Source organism: Pseudomonadota bacterium (assembly GCA_036339585.1).
In the GTDB taxonomy this organism is placed as follows: domain Bacteria; phylum Pseudomonadota; class Alphaproteobacteria; order UBA8366; family UBA8366; genus UBA8366.
In genome coordinates this window covers 1-20,420 of sequence record JAYZAS010000011.1, presented here as the reverse complement: position 1 = coordinate 20,420, position 20,420 = coordinate 1, and the positions used below count along the sequence as shown (strand labels likewise).

Genomic DNA, 20,420 nt, shown 5'->3' with positions numbered 1-20,420 from the left:
TCAGGCTTTTCTTCCGGTTGTACCAGCTTTCCCTGAAGAATTTTTTGATGTTGATGATTTGCTATCTTGTTGCTCTTTGTCAGAGGCACCACTAACGGTGGATTTACTTCCTGTTCTCGCGGATGAAGGTTTGGACGCCGAGCGATCTTTTTCAGTAGCCACCAAATTTGATTTGGGACCTTTTACAAGTTTAGGACTCTCTTTTGGGTTATTTGTTTCTACGTAACGACATAACCCTTGGACGAATGCTCCGGCTTCTATCATTAAACTTGTATGACTAATGTCGCCGGTGACCTTCGCAGTACTTGTAATCTCTACATTACGGGCGGCTATTTCTCCGTTTACGGTACCGGAAATACGAATACTGCTGCCTTGTATTGAGCCATTAATTACTGCTGATTCTCCAAGTGTCAAATCATCGCAAATAACATCACCATCTACAATACCATCGAGCTGAATAACACCATCAGTGACCACGTTCCCGTTAATCCTCAAATTCGCACTTATGATCGAAAGTGTTCGATTTTTGTTATCACTTGGCGGCATTAGCTTACCTGTAGATCCCTTGTCCCTACCCTTTAAAAACATACCTACCTGCCATAATAAATTTACGAGGGTTTAGAGGTTTACCCTCAAACCGTATCTCGTAATGAACATGCGGACCTGTACTTCGACCCGTGCTTCCTACTGTTCCAATTTTCTGCCTGTGTATGGTTTGTTGGCCCGCCCTAACCGAAATCTTCAATAAATGCGCGTAACGTGTTCTCACACCAAAACCATGATCAATCTCTATCATTTTACCATACCGGCCTTTGCGCCCAGCAAACACAACTTTACCAGGCGCCGTACCGTAGACTGGAGCACCCCTCCAACCGGCTAAATCTACCCCGTAATGCATAGCACGTTTTTTCGTTATTGGATCGAGCCTAAGGCCGAATGGACTAGCGAGATGATAAAAATCCAAAGGTGACATTAGTGGGATAACGGCAAGAACCTTCCGTAATGCGACCCAGCGGCCTAACTTACTATCAACATTCATCACCGTACCACTCAAGCCCTCCGCCAGCTGCCCAGGGCCTGGAGCAGGTACCAATGGGCCACCTTGATTACTTGTGGAATTCTTGACGTATTTTATAATATGGTCAACCTTGATCCCCGTCATCTCAATTAACTTTTCCGCCTCTTCGATATTACCAGCAGCACGACCATATAACTGCTCTAAAACGTTTTCGTGAGCCGAATGCAGGACCGAAAGTCTATTTAGTAGAGCAACTGTCTGATCGCGGAGAGGTTTTTCTTTAACGCCAGTATTCGTTGGATCACCCGCTGCCTTTGCAAGTTGACCTAATACCAACTTTAGATCTTTTTCTGCGGCCCGTTTATACTGTTGAGCCGTTGCAAGATTTTCCTCTAATCTTGCTACATCACCAACCAGAGTTTCGCGTCGATCCTGCTCCTGCTTATGCTTAAGACGAGACCTAGAAAGATCAGTCGAGAGTGATGCTACTTCTTTGTCAAGGGACATTTTAAGACGCTGACTTTTTTCAAGTTGAGTTTTTAAGTCAGCAACTCGCCCTCGCAATGCCGCACGAGTAGCAATAATCTGGGAACGTTGCCCCTCAGCCATGCCGAACTCAAACGCTATATTATCAAGGGATTTTTTTAACTTTGCCCTGGTTATTTCTATTTCTCGGCCTTTTTCCTCTAGTTCACCGATCTTTGCTCTTATAAATTTTTGCTTCTTGGTATTTTCAGCATTTTTCAAGTTGTCAGCAAGTAACATCTGATTTTTGCTTATAGCTCTTGTTATTTCTTCCAATTGCGCCAGCGATGTCTCAGCCTCGCGAAACATATACTCATATCCCACACGAGCTTCGCGTATTTCATCATTCTTAATACCTATGACGCCACTCTGCACGATTGAAGCTATGGTCATGCCTACCCCCCATAAGACCACTCCGCAGAGGAGCGAGATTATGCAGAATTGAAGCCCAGATGTCAGTCGTAGAAAGTAAACGCGGCCATGAGAACGCAATATAAGTTCGCGTTCTCTAAAAATTGTTGCAAGAAAACGTAGCTTCACAGATGCATTCCCGTTTTATACCACTAACGCCAGACCAGACCTTTTAAAAATCTTTTTGCCCCACCCGTAACAACATCAATGCTGTCTGATACTTTTTTTATCAACACTTTAATTCAGGTGTGCACAAACGCACTGTCTTTACACAAACTAAACAACGAATAGCTACCCGTTGTCCAAGATTACCACCGTTACTTAACGTTATCGGCTCGACACGGGTAACACAAGCAACTTATCGCTATATGGTTTAAACTATTGTTTTTCTGTCATTTTATGACCTTGATTTGGCTTTTTTAAACCTTTCTGCCAACCCCACAATGTAGAATCGATTTGGTACTGTAAACAGGCTTCGAAAACCAATCGGTATTCTCAATGTTAAATTTTGCTTCCAGTGATTTTACTTTTTAAAAAGTGCATAACGTTGTTTAAAAAAATCAGATTTCATCTGTGGCGCCACGGCAAGCCGCGCATCCTCCAACCTCCTAGAAACCCTCGCTGGCCACTTTCATTTTTATCTCCCTCAAAGCCCTCGAGAATATTAAAAACATTGGTGTATCCTGCGACTGTCAAAGCTATGGCTGCCGCGATTGAACGTTGTCCCGAACGGCACAGACACAATATCTTTTGGTCGGTTTCTGGAACGGCAATTTTTACATCATCAACAAAGTTGTTATTTCGCATATTACTAGGGTAGTTTGCCCAAGCCACAAAAATGGGTTCTTTATTAAGCTTTTTTAAACAGGGAATGCCTACATACTCCCACTCTGCGTCAGACCGTACGTCAATTAAAACAGCTCTTGCATCACCACCTAAATCGCTCCAAGCGTCGGCCAAAGTAATATCCCCAGCATATTTCTTACCATTCATAGTTTAACCCAGTGCATACAATTTGTGACAAAGTTATAGCAGATTATGGCAGAAGCAGTTAAAACGGTCACACAATTTTCTGAATGCGAACTAATATGGGATAACTGCCGTGGGTAGTTTGATCCGATCTCATTAAATTACAGTATCGGCAATACATCAAATGCGGCGACCTTTGAAATACTTGTGTTACCCCGTTTAAGAAAATAAAAAAGTGCTTGTGCGATAGCTAGAAACTATGAGGATTTTTAATGCCAGAACTACTTAAACGTATCCCCCTTTTTACCAGCCGCTTCAGCAGTCGTTTGCTTTTGCGCGCAGCATTACTATGCTTTGGACCGGCGGTATTACTCTTGGTCGGTGCCTTTTACTATGCGACGGGTGGTCGTTTAATATCCACAGAAAATGCCTACGTAAAGGCTGACAAGATAGCCATCAGCACCGACATTTCGGGACGAGTTTCAAAGATACATGTGAATGAAAATCAGTATGTCGCCATGGGCCAATTACTTTTTAGCCTTGATAAATCAGCGTTACTTATTGAACGGCAAGGTATTAAAGCCGAACTTGCGATAATCCGAAATGACATCACCACAATGCAGAAGCTTTATGCCGATAAAACTGAGGAACTCAAAGAAGGCGAGAAATCTGCGGCATTTTTTAAAAAAGAATTCGACCGGCGCGTATTACTTCTTAAACGCGGAGTTGTGACACAGAACCGCTTCGACGCCGCAGGCTCGAACATGGAACGAGCTCGTGGTCGGGCAGACGGCATTCGCCAAGAACTCGGACATATGCTTGCAAAACTTGGCGGGGACCCCGAGTTGGATGTAGAGTCTCATCCCCGCGTCCTTGAAGCGAAGGCACGTTTAGAACGCGTTACACTCAATTTAGAAGACACAGAGATTGCAGCCCCAGTCTCAGGGTACGTAACAAAGCATGATTTGCAAACTGGTGAGTATGTTGTTGCAGGAAAGCCAGTATTCAGTATTGTCGGAGCAGACAAAGTTTGGATAGAGGCAAATCTCAAAGAAACCGAGTTAACACATGTGCGAGTTAGACAGACTGCTAAGATTACCGTTGACGCTTATCCCGATAAAACGTGGCAAGCAGAGGTATCCAGCATAAGCCCCGCAACGGGAGCAGAATTTTCAATACTACCGCCACAGAATGCTACAGGTAACTGGGTAAAAGTCGTTCAACGTATCCCTGTACGCTTAGCAATAGCAGATCAGAGTGGTGAGCCGAAACTGCGCGCTGGGATGAGTGTCATCGTTGAGATAGACACTAAACATCAGCGCCCAATACCAAGTTTTGCAAGAAGCATACTTAACTGGCTTGGCAAGTAATATTTCAATTATACAAATCGTTTTGGCCTAATATTTACGGGTAATCCTAAGGGCCTGGCCCGATTTTAAATTTCGAGTTCTTTTAGTAATATCAAGCCAAGGTTGGTGTTGGCTGGGATGATATGGCCGGCTCTGCACAACGGAAATCGATGTTTGATGCCCTCCCAATCCAGCAGAAATAACATCATCCCATTTTGCAGCACTTATGCAGTCAGTAACAATCAATTCACCACCCTCCCAATCAAAACGCCGAGAGAACTGGAATGGTGCAACACTCTTGTATGTTATTAGAAGTTGCTGCAACAGTCGTCGAACAACACCAGGGAAAAAACGTCCAACTGTAAGCATAAAAGTGCGCAGTATTATGTTATCCAATGGGAGCATTAGCTTCTGTTTTGCCCAACCGGCATTACCAGAGATCTCGACGTAATCAACTCCGACATCGATGGCGTATTCATCGATATGATGACAAACTGCTGTGGAACCGTCGCGCATTTTCAAAGAAACCTGTGTGTCCGAGGCAATAAACTCACCATCCCGAAATAATTTGAAGCTGCCGCCTTTATTAAGCGCTACGTATAAATCCATCTCGTCACGTCTATCTACGAGTAGGCCGGCCCCCTTATAATAGGACCTCCTCTTTTGACTAAAACCCGTCTGATTGCGGGTTGAAATGTGATAGCGAGCGGCTAACAAATAACTCCACATATGATGAGCAATCATATGGTCATCGGAGTAACATGGTGCTCGACCCGATTGAAGGGCTATTGCAAAACGATCATTTAGCTCGAGTGCCTCTGGCAACCATTTGCCTGCAATTTCAAACCCATGCGGAAAGTAATTATATGTGTTTCGGCTTCCATATTCACCACCAAAGCTGCCGTCTGGATGCATAAATTGAGCTGTCATAGTTATCGCACGCTCTAAGGGCTCTCGAAGTCCCCCTTCTCTGCTCTCATCGTAAAGCTGAGCAAGCATTGCAATTGTAAGCGTTTGGTATCCAAGGTCACAGCCATTATATTCAACAAACCATCCCTCTTTGTGCTGCCATGAAAGAAGACGATCTAGACGCTCTCGATAATCGTGAGCAAGACCTAAACCTTCGAACCTCTGAGAGAGCAAATAAAGACAGTACACTATAAGAGCCTCGTGATTACTTAACTTGCCACTTTCAGGGTGCTCAGCCAACCAACGGCCTCGACGAGCGAAAAAGTTTTCCAATTGGCCATCTTTAAGTTGAAGTAAATGATACGCCTCTAAACATCCAAAAAGTGAAAAGGCTGCTGCACCAGCCGCCCTCTCGTAAGGATAAAAATCATCACAAGAGCCATCCGAATGTGAGCTTTTTTCTGCAAAATAAATCCCGGCTTTGATCCATTCACAGAGTACCTCGTCGCCAAAATAAGGGTTATCGGGGAGTTTTGTTGAGTAAGCTAATGCCAATGGATAGACAAACTCTTGAGCCATCCCGGTAGGAAAATCTACCAGTCGGTACTGCCAAAAATTACGATCGAAGCATCCGTATGTCGGGCTGTGTGGATTACGATCTTGCAATGTCAATAATTGAGGAATTTGTTGAAGTGCATTATACGAAAATATTTCAGCAGAAGATTTTTTTACGACAGACATAATATCCCAGATAATTCTTTACTAAGAGGCTTGCAGACCTTTCCAATGGCAATCGCTGCCATCAATCCGAAACGAATGGAAGCATTTTTTCCCCATAGTGCAACTGGTATGCTTCATTCTCTCTTCGCCATTTCTACATACTGACCGGCAAAGAATCCTTATCTACATCTGCGCTTTGTGGCAATTGCGCGAGACGATTTATGCCATTAAAAGCTGCCGTCTTATAACATTCCGCTAAGGTTGGATAATTGAACACTGTGTCAATAAAATGATCAATTTTACCGCCAGCACCCATCACTGATTGACCAATGTGAACTAATTCACTGGCTCCTTCACCAATAATATGTACACCAAGCAGCTCACGCGTCTGCAAATGAAATAATAACTTTAGAAACCCAAGCTCGTCACCAATGATATGGCCCCGTGAAATTTCTTTATAACTAGCCTTCCCAATTTCATATGGCATGCCAGCCTCTGTCAGCTCTTCCTCCGTTTTTCCGCAAACTGAAATTTCTGGAATCGTATAAATGCCATAAGGAAACAAAGATGAAAGGGATTCGGTTTCATAACCAAAAGCGTGACAAGCAGCTATCCGTCCTTGTTCTCTCGAAGTAGATGCTAAGCTCGGGAAACCAATGACGTCCCCTACCGCAAAAATGTGCGGCATTTCAGTCCGATATTCATCATTGACCTTAAGTCTGCCACGGTCATCGGGAGCTATGCCCGCTTTACCCAAATTCAATGACTCTGTCGCCCCCATGCGCCCTACAGAGACTAGCGCCTTCTCAGTTGCAAATTCCTTCCCACTGTCCAGAGCAATTTTCACTTTGGTTTTGTCCCCATCTTTAAAAGTTTCGACAGCGGACACTGTCTCACCAAGCCTGATAGTAACTCTATCCTGCCGCATTTGGTAAACGAGCGTATCGATTACTTCCGCATCTATGAAGTCGAGTAATCGCGGACGCGAGTCCACAAGTGTCACTCGAGCACCAATCGCAGCAAAAATAGTTGCATATTCCAGCCCAATTACACCCGCACCAATCACTGTTATCGAGGTTGGCAAATGCTGTATGTCTAGAAGATCATCGGATGTAAAAATATATTCCCCATCAAATACGATTTTTCTATCACGCGCTGTTTTTGTACCAGTAGCAATAAGTATGTTGTCTGCAGTAATTGTTCTGCTGGCACTAGAACTAGCACCACTTATATTGAGGGTATGCGGATCCAGGAACTGAGCCTCACCAGCAATAATATCAATATTGTTTCGCCTTAGCTGATGACAAAGGACATCTTGCTCATGATTAATGACATAGTGCGCCCGCCGCAGTAAATCGGACATAGTAATGTCTTCTTTAACCGTGTAAGAGGCCCCATAGATTGAACGCTCTTGATAACCAGTGAGGTGTAATGCAGCCTCTCTCAAGGTTTTTGAAGGTATTGTTCCTGTGTGAACGCATACACCCCCCACCATTGCATTCTTCTCAGCCAGTGCCACTCTCTTACCTAGTTTCGCGGCTTGTATCGCAGCACGGTGCCCGCCGGGACCAGAACCAATGACCAACAGATCATAATCAAATGAGTGAGGTACACTTTGGTTTTCCTTCCCCAAACCACTTTTTTGTTTTGTGTTGGAGAACTTCGTGGCCTTGTTTTCGGTTTTTCTTTTCGCCATCTCCGCACCGTCCTGCGATGTTATTCAGTCTAATGACATCACGTTACAGCCAAACATATATCATTCCAATGCCCAAATGGATGCCATCCAATTCAGACTGGGCTGGTATTTTATTTAACTTCTGGTCATTTCACCATTTATATTTCCTGACAGTGCAGAAAAACGTTATTTTTGCAACCGAGCCTAATACAATTTTTTACAGATTTCTAAAAATCAAGGCAGGACTTGCTTATTTACGTGGTAATCCTTTTGTGAACAACTTTTCTTTCGGCTTTCTTGGCATGGTTTGCTAATGTCGCACTACACTAAATTAAAATAGCGTCAGTCGCAGAAATAGGTGGTTGTTCCGCTATCTGCCCATGGTTCAAACTGGATAAGTCTGTCTAGTGGGCAGTGCTGGGAATAGGTCTATTGATACTCTTTGCCTATTCCCTCACACGGATCGATATCGTCTTTGCGGGTGAAGCATTCGCAGCATACGGAAGGTTTTACATTGCCGCTTCTCTTGTCTGGCTGTGGATTGTAAAAAAACAGACACCTTTCTGGTAGGACATTATTGGCGCCGCCATTTGTGTCAGAGGCTCGGGTGGCATACTATTTAGTTTACGAGAGTAATGAGCAGAATCAGCATTGAAGTTAGATTTTATTTTTGACCAAGATTAATTTATTGAAGAGACAAAAATGAACCAGGAAGATCCATTACCTAATAACTTTATACTGGAACAGATCCGGAATGACCTCAGAGAAGAAAAAACTGAAACTGTCGTTACGCGATTTCCACCGGAACCCAATGGTTATCTTCATCTTGGGCACGCCAAAGCTATTTGTCTAAATTTTGACCTTGCATCACAATTCAACGGCCGATGTCATCTCCGACTAGATGACACCAATCCATTAAAAGAAGATAAAAAATATATCGATGCTATAAAAAGAGATGTTAAATGGCTGGGTTACGATTGGGGGGATCACCTTTATTACGCCTCCGATAATTTTGACCAACTCTATCAAATGGCTGTTAGTCTCATTAAAGCAGGCTATGCCTATGTAGATGACCTAAGTCCAGAGGAAATAAGAGAGTATCGTGGCTCGCTTACGGAACCTGGACGCGAAAGCCCAAGCCGTAACCGGACGCGAGAAGAAAATGTTTTACTTTTTGAGAAAATGAAGAACGGCGAATTTGCTGATGGTGAAAAGGTTCTTCGTGCAAAAATTGACATGTCTTCGGGTAACATTAACATGAGGGATCCAGTTTTATTTCGTATTTTACGAACTCCACACCCACGTACCGGTACTCTATGGAGAATTTATCCCACCTACGATTTTGCGCACGGTCAGTCGGATGCTATTGAACACGTTACTCATTCTATATGCACGCTAGAGTTTGAAGATCATCGTCCACTATATGAATGGCTACTTGAAAAATTACGTACACCGTCCCGACCTAGGCAGTTTGAATTTGCGCGCCTCAATATATCACACACAGTTCTTTCGAAGCGTAATTTAATGCGATTGGTTGATAAGGGCCATGTAACTGGATGGGATGACCCCCGTATGCCCACACTATCAGGCCTTCGACGCCGGGGAGTGCCACCCGAAGCAATTAGAAACTTTATTTCAAAGCTATCGGTATCCAAACGAGAGGGAGTTGTAGAGTTAGCAGCCTTTGAATTTGAAATTCGAGAATACCTCAATCAACATGCAGAACGTCGACTAGCAGTTTTGAAACCCCTGAAGGTTACTATTGAAAATTACCCGCCTGGAAAATCGGAACAAGTAACCGCATCAAACAATCCAAGAGATGAAAGTGCTGGAAATCGATCATTAACCTTTAGCCGCGAAATTTACATTGAGCGAGATGATTTCATGGAGGACCCGCCAAAAAAGTTTTTTAGGTTGGCGCCTGGGCGCGAGGTGCGACTTCGGTTTTCTTACTACCTTAAGTGCAAGGAGATCGTCAAAGATCAAATGGGGAATGTGACGGAATTACGTTGTAGCTATGACCCCAAAACAAAGGGCGCGCGCGCGCCAGATGGGCGGAAGGTCAAAGGTGTTATTCATTGGGTTTCAGCGTTGGATGCAGTAGAGGCAGAAGTACGCTTATATAATCCCCTTTTTTCAGATGAAGAACCCGGAAAACAGGGTAATGTTGAGGATCAAATTGATACTGGATCACTAAAGGTCCTTAATGGATGTAAAATTGAACCAAGCCTTGCAAATGCAGCTATTGGTAATGCGATACAATTTGAGCGCAATGGATATTTCTGTGTTGATTACGATTCTAAGCCTGAAAAGCTTGTCTTTAATCGTACAATTGCACTTCGAGATAGCTGGACAAAAGCCAACGCCAATTGAATGCGCTCTAGCACAAAAATGGATCACGATCCGCTATTATTATCATTACAATTATAATACGTTAAAGCTTCAACGCTTGGCCTCGCTTACGCCGCTTTTTACCCGTTGCTAAGACTTGGAGATTACTTTTGCCCGAGACGAACAATAGGAAAGAAATCAAACCTCCAGCCGACTCTCAGAAAATCGACACCGGAGCGGCATGCCTTGTACTCCTGTTAAGGTTTTTTGGTATACCGGGCGACGTTGAGGCTATACGTCACGAGTTTGGCGAGGCGGAAAAACCGCTTGGAGTGCAGGATGTTTTACGAGCAGCACGAAAGTTTGGCCTTAAATCTCGATCTATCAAAACCACTTGGGACCGTCTGCGAAAAACCAGCTTGCCCGCTATAGCACAGACGCATAACGGTAACTTTTTTGTGTTGGGTCAGATTGCAGAAGATAAAATACTTATACAATCTCCCTCATCAAACAAGCCACAAACCCTCTCCCGTAAGGAGTTTGAGAATATTTGGAACGCGGAAGTTATTCTTGTTACTCAACGTACACCAATACTGGGAAAAGGCGGAAAATTTGATATTTCCTGGTTCATACCAGTTCTGCTGCGATATAAGCGAATTTTCTCAGAGGTGATAGTCGCCTCATTTTTCTTACAAGTTTTTGCTTTGGTTTCGCCACTTTTTTTTATGGTGATTATAGATAAAGTCCTAGTGCATCGAGGGTTAACCACACTTGATGTATTAGTGTTTGGCCTTTTGGTGGTGTCTGTTTTTGAAGTTCTTTTGGGCCTTTTGCGTACATATATTTTCTCCCACACTACAAATAGAGTGGATGTAGAGCTGGGTGCTAAGTTGTTTGATCATCTGTTGAAATTGCCCCTCTCCTATTTCCAAGCTCGCAGAACTGGTGAATCTATCGCAAGAGTTCGTGAGTTAGAGAACATAAGAAACTTTATAACAGGTTCGTCTTTGACATTGGTAATTGATCTTTTCTTTACCTTTGTCTTTTTTGCAGTGATGTATATGTTTTCCCCGACGCTCACTTGGATCGTTTTATCTTCGATACCATTTTATGTCCTTCTTTCAATATTAGTCACTCCGGTCTTACGTCGTCGAATAGAGGAAAAATTCCAACGCGGTGCTGTAAATCAGGCTTTTTTGGTAGAATCAGTCAGTGGCGTAGAAACACTGAAGGCTATGGCCGTCGAACCCCAAATGCAAAGACGATGGGAAGATCAACTTGCAGGATATGTTGGTGCAAGTTTCAAGACAACTCACTTAGGAAATATTTCCGGGCAAACGGCGCAATTAATTAGCAAAGTTACGTTAGCATTAACACTCTATTTTGGTGCTTTGATGGTAGTTGAAGGGGACCTGACTGTCGGGCAGCTTGTCGGCTTCAATATGTTATCCCAACGAGTAATCGGACCAATTTTGCGCCTTGCTAATCTTTGGCAGGACTTCCAGCAGGCTCGGATCTCAGTTGACCGGCTTGGCGACATTCTCAATACACCTACGGAACCACGCCAAAACATAAATCGTGCAACCATGCCCCAGATAAAGGGTTTTATAAGCTTCGAAGATGTTATATTTCGATACAAAAACGATGGACCAGAGGTGCTGCGACGAGTTAGTTTGACTGTAAAGGCCGGTGAAATTATCGGTATCGTTGGTCCCTCCGGGTCTGGGAAAAGCACACTCACTAAACTCGTGCAAAGACTATATCTGCCTGAAAGTGGTCGCGTGCTCGTTGATGGAACTGACTTAGCAATGATTGATACCTCATGGCTAAGGCGGCAGATAGGGGTCGTTCTTCAGGAAAATGTGCTTTTCAATAGGACAGTTCGCGATAATATCGCACTTTCGGATCCTGGAATGACTATGGAACGTGTTGTAGCAGCAGCTAAGTTAGCAGGCGCTCATGATTTCATTTTAGAGCTTCCTGAAGGTTACGATACTGAAATTGGGGAACGCGGCAATACGGTTTCAGGCGGCCAACGCCAGCGAATTGCAATTGCACGCGCCCTGGTAAGTAATCCACGAATACTTATTTTTGATGAGGCTACGAGCGCGTTGGATTATGAGTCAGAGGTCGCCATTCAAAAAAATATGCGTGATATTTGTAAAGGCCGGACGGTAATGATTATAGCACACAGGCTCTCGGCAGTACGGGACGCAGATCGAATTGTAACGATTGAGTCGGGTGAAATTACAGAGCAAGGAACTCATAAGGAATTGATTTCTCGTGGTGGCAGGTACGCGAAATTACATGCACTCCAAATGGGTGCTTCTGTTCCCCAAGAGAGCAGCATAGATTCTGAAAAGAGTTGAAATGAAAGGTGCATTTGAAAAGATAAAAGTTTACGTGCTCGACTGGTGGAATGCACGCCGAGAAAATAAAGCCGGTGAGGATGAACTTGCTTTCATGCCATCAGCTATCGAGGTCATGGAGCGACCTGCATCACCTGCGGCACGGTCAGTAGCATTATCGCTATCAGCCTTCTTTATTATTATCATTATATGGTCAATCGTGGGCAAGGTCGACATCGTTGCCGTTGCTACGGGTAAGATTATTCCAATCGGTGGCATACAAACAATACAACCGCTAGAAATCGGGGTTGTGCGTGCAATCCATGTTAAAGACGGACAAGAAGTGAAAAAAGGGGACCTTCTCATAGAGTTAGATCCCACGGAAAGCGAGGTGGATAGAGGACAGGTACTTCGCGAGTTCATAGCTTCGACTGCTGAATTCAGGCGGTTGGAGGCTAACCTGCGTGCACTTGACAAAACCCCTCCTGATTTTATTCCTCCAGAAAACGCACCAGCGCACCTAGTGAGCATGCATCGAGAGAAATTAAAATCGGATATCCTTGCTTACGAAGCTAAGACGGCAGCCTATGATGCAGAATACTCTCGCAGAGTAGCCGAACGAGCTGCAATATTAGCAGAAATTGCAAAACTTGAGGGTACAATACCCTTGGTACGCGAGAGGGAGGCTGCTTTGGCACGGCTAATCCGCACCGGAAATGCTCCGCGTCGCCAATGGCTCGAGGTAAAACAAAGCCTGATTGAGCAAAAACAAAATTTGATAATTCAACGCCATCGCGTGGTTGAAGCGGAAGCAGCGATGATCTCGGCGGCGAAACAGCGGGATCAACTTGCAGCCGATGCTCGACGTGATGCACTCACGCAGATGGTCGAAGCAAGGAATAAAATGAATGCGGCCGAACTCCAAATGAGAACAGCAGAAAAACGAGAAAATATGCAACAACTTTCAGCACCAACCGACGGGACAGTGCAGCAACTAAATGTTTACACGGTTGGTGGTGTAGTCCAGCCAGCACAAATACTAATGTTAGTTGTGCCAAAAGGGACCCAATTAGAAGCAGAGGCAATGGTGTTGAATAAAGACAAAGGATTTGTACATGCTGGACAAGAGACGGAGGTGAAAGTAGAAAGTTTTCCATTTACAAAATATGGGACAATCAAAGGCAACCTTAAATTTTTATCCGGCGATGCCATTCAAGATAAAGACCTCGGACTCGTTTACGCCAGCCGCATTAAGCTCAGCAAAGCTACGATCCGAGCAGATGGAAAAGATATACCACTTACACCTGGCATGGCAGTAACTGTTGAAATTAAAACCGGCAAAAGACGCATAATTGAATTTCTAATGGCACCACTTCTTCGCTACCAATCAGAGGCCTTACGAGAGAGGTAGGGATGAACACCACTGAAAAGATAGAACAACTTAAGGACCAAGTTCTTCCTTTTCGCCCCTTTGATGCGATGGAGGAGGCAGAAAGACTCGTAAATGAAAATCCCGCAGATGCAGAGTCTCATTTCTTTCTTGCTAGTATATATAAGTTACTTAACCGGCATCATGATGCCGCACTGACATTTGAAAAAACCTATGAACTGGAGAACAGTGCTCATCCGGCTTTGTTCAATGCCGGCATTTGCTTCAGTGAATTAGGTCAACCCGACCAGGCGCTAAAGTTTTATGATCGAGCGGCAGAAGCGGCAGGAACTAATTCAATTCTACCATCCCTTTTAGGGGCACTTTCACTGCATCGAGCAGGTGACCCAGAAGAAGCTATTCACCGCTACCAAAGGGTGATGGATTTTGCACCTACGAACGCTAGTTTACTCTACGGGCTAATGGCTGCAGAACGTGACCGCGGGGGTAATGCTGCCGCAGAACAGTATGTTAGACAAATTCAAAAAGGATTTAGTAGATATCCGGAGAGTAAAATTGACTTGGTTACGTTTCATCAAAATTATGATTATGCTGGATGGAAAGCTTGGGCAGATAAAGACAACTTTATCACCTCAACTCGATCCTGGGCCTCAAAAGCTAAACGCCGCTTGCCTAATTTTTTGCCAAAAAGCTACATAATTCCGCAAGATACACACCTATTGAAAGATGATAGCAAGCTCAAAAAAAATCCCATATGGATTGTCAAATCTACCACACTTAGCGCTTCAATTGGTACCCACCTCATAAGCGATCTCAGCTTGCTTAAGGCTGAGCCAAATTGGATTGTGCAAGAGTATATTGCCAATCCATACCTAATAAAGGGTCGTAAATTTGCGATGCGCACCTACCTTTTAGTAAGCTCTTACAACCCCGTTCGCGCTTATTTGTTTCGGGGAGGCACGGCAAAGATTGCGCTCCGTAAATATACTACCGACCCTGAAAGTTTTCATTTAACTTCAGTTCATACCGAGCATACCCGGCCGGATCGCCATCGAAAAGACCTTAAGGATGCTCTCGCATCCGATATTGGCAAAAAGGGCTGGTGGACAATTGATCAGCTATTTATGCACCTTGAAAAAGAGGGACTCCAGCCAACAGAAATATGGAACCAGGTTTGCGTCATAGCTCAAACATTAATTGAAGCAATGGTCGCTACAAATTTTTTCGATCAGCACACGCCGACGAACATCCACCATGGATATGGGCCAAAGTTTGTCGCACTCGATTTAATTTTAGATGACAATGCAAAGCTTTGGCTTTCTGAGATTGAACGAGGCCCTACATATAACCGAATTTTTAATAGTGATGGCACCGAAAAAATGACCTTTGACGGATTAGCTAATATGGCTGTTTGTCCGTTTGGCAAAGAGACTGACCGCGAAACTCGAATCTCAATTGCAAAAAAACATGAGCAGCTACACCGCGATAGGTTTAGTCTGATATACGGGTAAATTAGCCTTCCGATAATAAACCAAACGCTGATGGCGATTGGTCTGGCGTATCTGGAAGCTCGTCTTGGACTACGCTATCGCCCGGGTTGAACCCGGCCATTGCCTCTACAAATTTTTGTACCACCTTGTCTGGGGCCACGCTTGGAACTGTTTCGTTCTCATTTGATAAACTTTGTATGACTGTGTCATTTGCATCAACGAAGAGAGAATCAACTTCAACATTGACAGATGGATATGCAACACCAGTAGCAACAGCTTCCTTAGCACTGACATAACTACCGCGTTCTCCCCGACGATGCGAAACATCGCCAAAGCGGCCATCCCTGGACGTATAAGGTGTATCGTCAATAGTCAGCTCGCCCTGATCGACAGCATGAAATCCTTGAAATGAGCCGAGCGCTACCTCTGAACTTATTATTTCTATCTGACCACTGCCTGTTGCCAATACCTGTTCACTTATTCGTGAATTGGTTAACACTGCCAAAGCATTTTCTTGGGCTTCTAGATATAGAAGGTCAGAATTGTCTATTTGTAATTTTGAGTTATCATGCGCTATCGGATCGATCAAAGTTCCGCCATCAACTGTAAGATCGAAGTCACCATATGTGGTTGGCCACCACGCCGCAACAGATGAATTAATAAGGGTCAATGATGAACTACCATTCTCAAATGTTGATTCAGCATAATAAGCCCCATTCCCTTTCAAGCCACTTATCGTTGCAGATGGTGCCTCTCCCTCAATAGACTGTCGAAAGCCCATCGCCCAACCAAAATGGATATTGGAACTATCTTGCAACGTAATATGAGCGCCTGGGGTAACGTCAAAATCAACCCTGCCCAAATTGCTGTTAACAACGTCAATATCAATACCGGTATCGATTGACCAGCTTGATACCCTAGTATTTGCATCAGGCAGTGTTATGGTCCGGGATCCAACAGGCAATGCCAACTCTACATTTAGATCAGAATTAGTGATAGCCATTGTGCCATTCGTGGTTACCACACCGTCGTCGTTCGCTGATGCAATTGCCGTGACTCCTATATCAGAATTGTCTGCGGTATAAGTTACGTTATCGGACATTATTTGCCAAATCGGCATCCATTGACCCTGCTCCGGCGTGCGCATTCCATTTATATTGATCGTAGCATTATCCCTGTGCTGCCATCTTGTCATTTCTCTTGATGTCGGCACGACGAGATTGTCTACCTGGAGTGTCCCGTGGTCCTTTACAATTAAATCGTATTGGTTGCGGTAGTCCATTTCGATATCAAAAACAGAGTCCGTCATTTTTAGGGAAGCATTATCTTCGATAGTAATATTTCCGCTAAACTTAATTTGTAGATTGCGAAATTCGACTTCCCTAGCACCATCGAGCAATAGATCGGTTATAATTACTTCAGCCCCATTATCCGCACCATCACCGCTATATATTATTGAACCACCGTCCGATTCTAATACGGAAACGTTACCATTAACGTTAATACCTTCAATGAAATTAACAACATCGATTGCTTGGTCTGAAAAATAAAGTTTTTCAACTCCAGTTAATACATCCACTCCTTCATTACCTGAAAGATCAGTTACCGTTAAGGTTTTGAGACCTCTGGAGTCGTTTCCTGTCTGAATGCTGTAATTTTTGTAGCTCCCAGCGTACACAGCACCATCATTGCCACTGCCCCCCTCAAGCCTGTCATTACCCGCCCCGCCTTTAATAACGTCGTCTCCGTCACCCCCATCAAGGCGGTTATCGTTACTGTCACCAGTTATAACGTCGTCGAACCTGGAGCCACGAACATCCTCAATGGAGGTTAATGTGTCGGTGCCCCCCAGCGCATTAGTTGCGGAGCCCGCATCCAGGTCCACGGTTACGCCACCGTCCTGTCTAGTTTTGTAATCAATTCGATCACTTCCGAGGCCGCCATCAACTATGTTGCTGCCACCCTCAATGCGGAAATCATTATCTCCATCACTGCCAATCAATACATCGTCGTGTAGTGACGAGCGAAGACTTTCAATATTCACTAAAGTGTCAATGTCACCAAACCCATCTCGGGTCGCTCCGGCAGCAACCGTATCTCCCGCGATCGTCACTGCACTTGATGAAAGATTGGCTATAACACCAGCATCATCCATCAAATAAGACGCACGATCCCACCCGCCGCGCCCATCAATGTAGTCATCGCCTGCACCGCCGCTGAATTCCTCTCTGTCATCAATGTCACTGCCCAGAAGCGTATCATCGAAACCAGATCCGACTATCCGATCGACGCCAGACAAGGTATCCGTACCGATGCCGGCGACATCCCCCGCATCGGTGCCTTGAGCAACTCCCGTCGCCAGATCTACGGTCACCGCTGCATTTGCCGAACGGTAGAACGCTTTCGTAGATCCATTTCCAATAATGGTGTCATCTCCACCACGGCCTTCAATCCGGATCGACTTACCGCCAGCAACATCTCTAAAACTTTTATCAGCGACAAACACATCATCAAACTCTGAGCCTTTGATGCCATCGATACGGACTAGCGTATCTGTACCAACAGAACTGTCACCCGTTACTGTTGAAGTTTCTGAAAGACTAGCTTTAATCCCACCCGCAGCATTTTGATAATCTACAAAGCTACGGTTATTAAATGCAGCGACAACCTCATCACCGCCAATTAACAAATCATCGCCGCTGCCTCCTATCAACAGATCCCGGCCGGCTCCCCCCTCAAGCCTGTCATTGCCGCTACCACCATCAAGCCTGTCATTGCCGTCGCCGCCATAGAGTTGGTCATTACCCGCCCCGCCTTTAATAACGTCGTCTCCGTCACCCCCATCAAGGCGGTTATCGTTACTGTCACCAGTTATAACGTCGTCGAATCTGGAGCCACGAACATCCTCAATGGAGGTTAAAGTGTCAGTACCACCAAGGGCATTGGCCGCAGTGCCAGCATCCAAGTCCACAGTTACACTGCCAGCCTGTCGGGTCTTGTAATTTATACGGTCAGTTCCGAGACCGCCATCAACTGTATTGCTCCCACCTTCAATGCGGAAACTGTTGTCTTTATCACTGCCAATCAGCACATCGTCATGTAGTGAAGAACGAAGACTTTCAATGTTCATCAAGGTGTCAATGTCGCCAAAACCATCTCGGACAGTCCCTGCAGCAACCGTTTCACCCCCAATCGTCACTGCGCTTGATGAAAGATTAGCAATGATGCCGTCGTCATCCATGAGATAGGAGGCCCTACGTATAGAAGCTCGGTCTCCCCCACTGCGCCCGTCAATATAGTCATCGCCTGCATTGCCTTGGAACTCCTCACGATAATAGTTTTCACTACCCAGAAGCGTATCATCAAAGTCAGATCCAACTATCCGATCGATGCCAGATAATGTATCCGTGCCAACATCGGCTACATCACCCGCATCGGTGCCTCGGGCAATCCCGGCCTCCAGATCGACGGTTACTGCAGCTTTAGCCGATTTATAAAACGCTTTTGTAGAACCATTTCCAATAATAGTGTCATCACCACCGCGGCCTTCAATCCTAATCGACTTGCCGCCGGCAACATCTCTGAATCTTTTATCAGCAACAAATACATCGTCAAACTCCGAGCCAATTACGTGGTCAATACGGACCAGTGTGTCAGTACCAACTGAACTATCACCATTTACTGTCGCAGTTGCTGACAGTTTGGCATCTATTCCACCGGTAGCATCTCGATAGTCTGCACGGTTGCGATGATCAAATGCAGCGACAACTTCATCACCACCGATCAACAGATCATCGCCACTGCCTCCTATCAATAGATCCCGGCCGGCTCCCCCCCCAAGCCTGTCATTGCCCGCACCGCCATCCAGCCTGTCATTGCCATCGCCGCCATAGAGTTGGTCATTGCCTCCTTTTCCAAATAATTGATCTTGGCCAGCGCCGCCCGACAGAACATCATCTCCAGCTCCACCGGCTATGACATCATCGCCGTCTCCACCACTTTGCCATTCACCAGAACCCTGGCCAAGCCCAGAAATATCTTGAGTTGATCCATCCTTAAATTTTATAGTTTCAACCCGATCAAACTTATCTTTCCAGTTTTCTATCCGGATAAGATCTGAAAATTTCTCAAGTGGGATATCAGGTTCATTTGGATTCCTTATGCCAATCAAGAGGTCAGTGCCAACCCTCTGGATAACCAGATCCTCTAATTCAATACCCTCACCGAAGCTAAGATTATCATTGCCAGCGTCAGCGCTTGCATCAACCCACTTATTGATTCTCTCGCGTATCCGTTCGGTCTCGACCCCACCCTCACCATCGGAAATTGTATAAGTGACCCACCGCCACGAGGCTTTAAGCACAGTTGTTCCAAAATAATCTGCAATTGTGTCATGTCCGTCACCCCGATTAAAGATATACGTATCATCACCGCCCGAGCCTTCTAACCGGTCATTACCCCTGCCACCCGAAATAACTTCTTGTTTTTTACTACCAAAGATTTTGTCATCGCCGGCGCCCGAATAAAAACGCTCAACACCAAGCTTGCGAATGTTCCAATCAACAGCATTGTCATCTGTAAGAAATACCGTATCCATACCTTTCCCTGCGTTCATGATGTCGCTACCATCAACGAGAAGTAAGTCGTCTCCTCTTCCACCCAGGATAAAGTCTTTTTCAGCTTGGGAGACAATCAAGTCAGACCCTGCTGTGCCAAATAGGATACCCGGATCATCACTGCCAAATATTTGTGACCTTGTGGGGACTGCGACACCCTTTGGCATCGCAAAAACCTTCAAGGACGCCGTTGAGGTTGCGGTACTGACCCCATCAGCAGCCATTGCAGTAAGAGATAAATCAAAATTTCCTGATGATTCAGAACTTAAAATAAGTTTTAAATCTTCGATCTCAGTTGATGAAACGCGCCAGATCCCCTCTCCACGATCCTTACCTGCACTTAAGGAGCAACCCAAGGGAATACCTGCAATATCCAAAGTGAGTGTTTCCGATGAATCTAAATCACCACTAACAACACCGATATCCAATTTGACTGATTGTCCTGCTTCACCGACAGCGACCTGAGTTCTCAAAATTGGAGTGTCCGCAACTGCGTTGACATTAAGCGAGACAGACCCGACATCCTTACCACCCTGACCATCGGATACTGTATATGTGAAACTGGCGGGTCCGCTGTAATCAGCAAATGGCGTGAAAGTTATGGTGTCGCCGGACATAACGACAACACCGTTGACGGCGTCTCCCACAGCAGTAACTTCAAGATTATCG

General features: G+C 45.0%; 11 protein-coding genes and 1 pseudogene. 6 read left to right on the top strand and 6 right to left on the bottom strand.

Annotated features, from left to right (window positions below; translation table 11 throughout):
* The 3 genes from VX941_08260 to VX941_08250 form a co-directional block, all read right to left on the bottom strand.
* A complete protein-coding gene (locus VX941_08260; protein ID MEE2933400.1) occupies nucleotides 1-588 on the bottom strand; it encodes a polymer-forming cytoskeletal protein in 588 nt (195 codons plus the stop codon).
* Nucleotides 572-1,936, bottom strand: coding sequence for a peptidoglycan DD-metalloendopeptidase family protein (locus VX941_08255; GenBank protein MEE2933399.1), 1,365 nt, complete (start codon nucleotides 1,934-1,936; stop codon nucleotides 572-574). The genes VX941_08260 and VX941_08255 overlap by 17 nt, the downstream gene beginning before the upstream one ends.
* 585 nt (nucleotides 1,937-2,521) lie before the next feature.
* Nucleotides 2,522-2,947, bottom strand: coding sequence for a rhodanese-like domain-containing protein (locus tag VX941_08250; GenBank protein MEE2933398.1), 426 nt, complete (start codon nucleotides 2,945-2,947; stop codon nucleotides 2,522-2,524).
* 248 nt (nucleotides 2,948-3,195) lie between these two features.
* Between VX941_08250 and VX941_08245 the strand changes: the two genes are divergently transcribed.
* Entirely contained in the window at nucleotides 3,196-4,293 is a 1,098-nt protein-coding gene (locus VX941_08245) for an HlyD family secretion protein (GenBank protein MEE2933397.1), read from the top strand.
* Between the two features lie 27 nt (nucleotides 4,294-4,320).
* On the opposite strand, the gene VX941_08240 is transcribed toward VX941_08245, so the two are convergent.
* Together VX941_08240 and sthA are read right to left on the bottom strand one after the other, a co-directional pair.
* Nucleotides 4,321-5,922: a hypothetical protein gene (locus VX941_08240; GenBank protein MEE2933396.1), complete on the bottom strand. Its 1,602-nt coding sequence runs from the start codon at nucleotides 5,920-5,922 to the stop codon at nucleotides 4,321-4,323.
* A 133-nt stretch (nucleotides 5,923-6,055) separates the two neighbouring features.
* A complete protein-coding gene (gene sthA / locus VX941_08235) occupies nucleotides 6,056-7,597 on the bottom strand; it encodes a Si-specific NAD(P)(+) transhydrogenase (GenBank protein ID MEE2933395.1) in 1,542 nt (513 codons plus the stop codon).
* 309 nt (nucleotides 7,598-7,906) lie between these two features.
* On the opposite strand from sthA, the pseudogene VX941_08230 reads away from it, so the two are divergent.
* The 5 genes and pseudogenes from VX941_08230 to VX941_08210 all read left to right on the top strand — a co-directional run bounded on the left by VX941_08230 (nucleotide 7,907) and on the right by VX941_08210 (nucleotide 15,156).
* Nucleotides 7,907-8,212: pseudogene (locus VX941_08230) on the top strand (hypothetical protein).
* Between the two features lie 66 nt (nucleotides 8,213-8,278).
* Complete coding sequence (locus tag VX941_08225) at nucleotides 8,279-9,949, top strand: glutamine--tRNA ligase/YqeY domain fusion protein (protein MEE2933394.1); 1,671 nt, start codon at nucleotides 8,279-8,281, stop codon at nucleotides 9,947-9,949.
* Between the two features lie 128 nt (nucleotides 9,950-10,077).
* A complete protein-coding gene (locus VX941_08220; protein ID MEE2933393.1) occupies nucleotides 10,078-12,276 on the top strand; it encodes a type I secretion system permease/ATPase in 2,199 nt (732 codons plus the stop codon).
* Between the two features lies 1 nt (nucleotide 12,277).
* Nucleotides 12,278-13,666 carry an HlyD family type I secretion periplasmic adaptor subunit gene (locus VX941_08215; protein ID MEE2933392.1) on the top strand — a complete coding sequence of 463 codons (1,389 nt, stop codon included), beginning with the start codon at nucleotides 12,278-12,280 and terminating at the stop codon, nucleotides 13,664-13,666.
* A gap of 2 nt (nucleotides 13,667-13,668) precedes the next feature.
* Nucleotides 13,669-15,156: a tetratricopeptide repeat protein gene (locus tag VX941_08210; GenBank protein ID MEE2933391.1), complete on the top strand. Its 1,488-nt coding sequence runs from the start codon at nucleotides 13,669-13,671 to the stop codon at nucleotides 15,154-15,156.
* A 1-nt stretch (nucleotide 15,157) separates the two neighbouring features.
* On the opposite strand, the gene VX941_08205 is transcribed toward VX941_08210, so the two are convergent.
* Nucleotides 15,158-20,420, bottom strand: a 5,263-nt coding sequence (locus VX941_08205; protein ID MEE2933390.1) for a cadherin-like domain-containing protein, incomplete at its 5' end; no start/stop codon positions are given.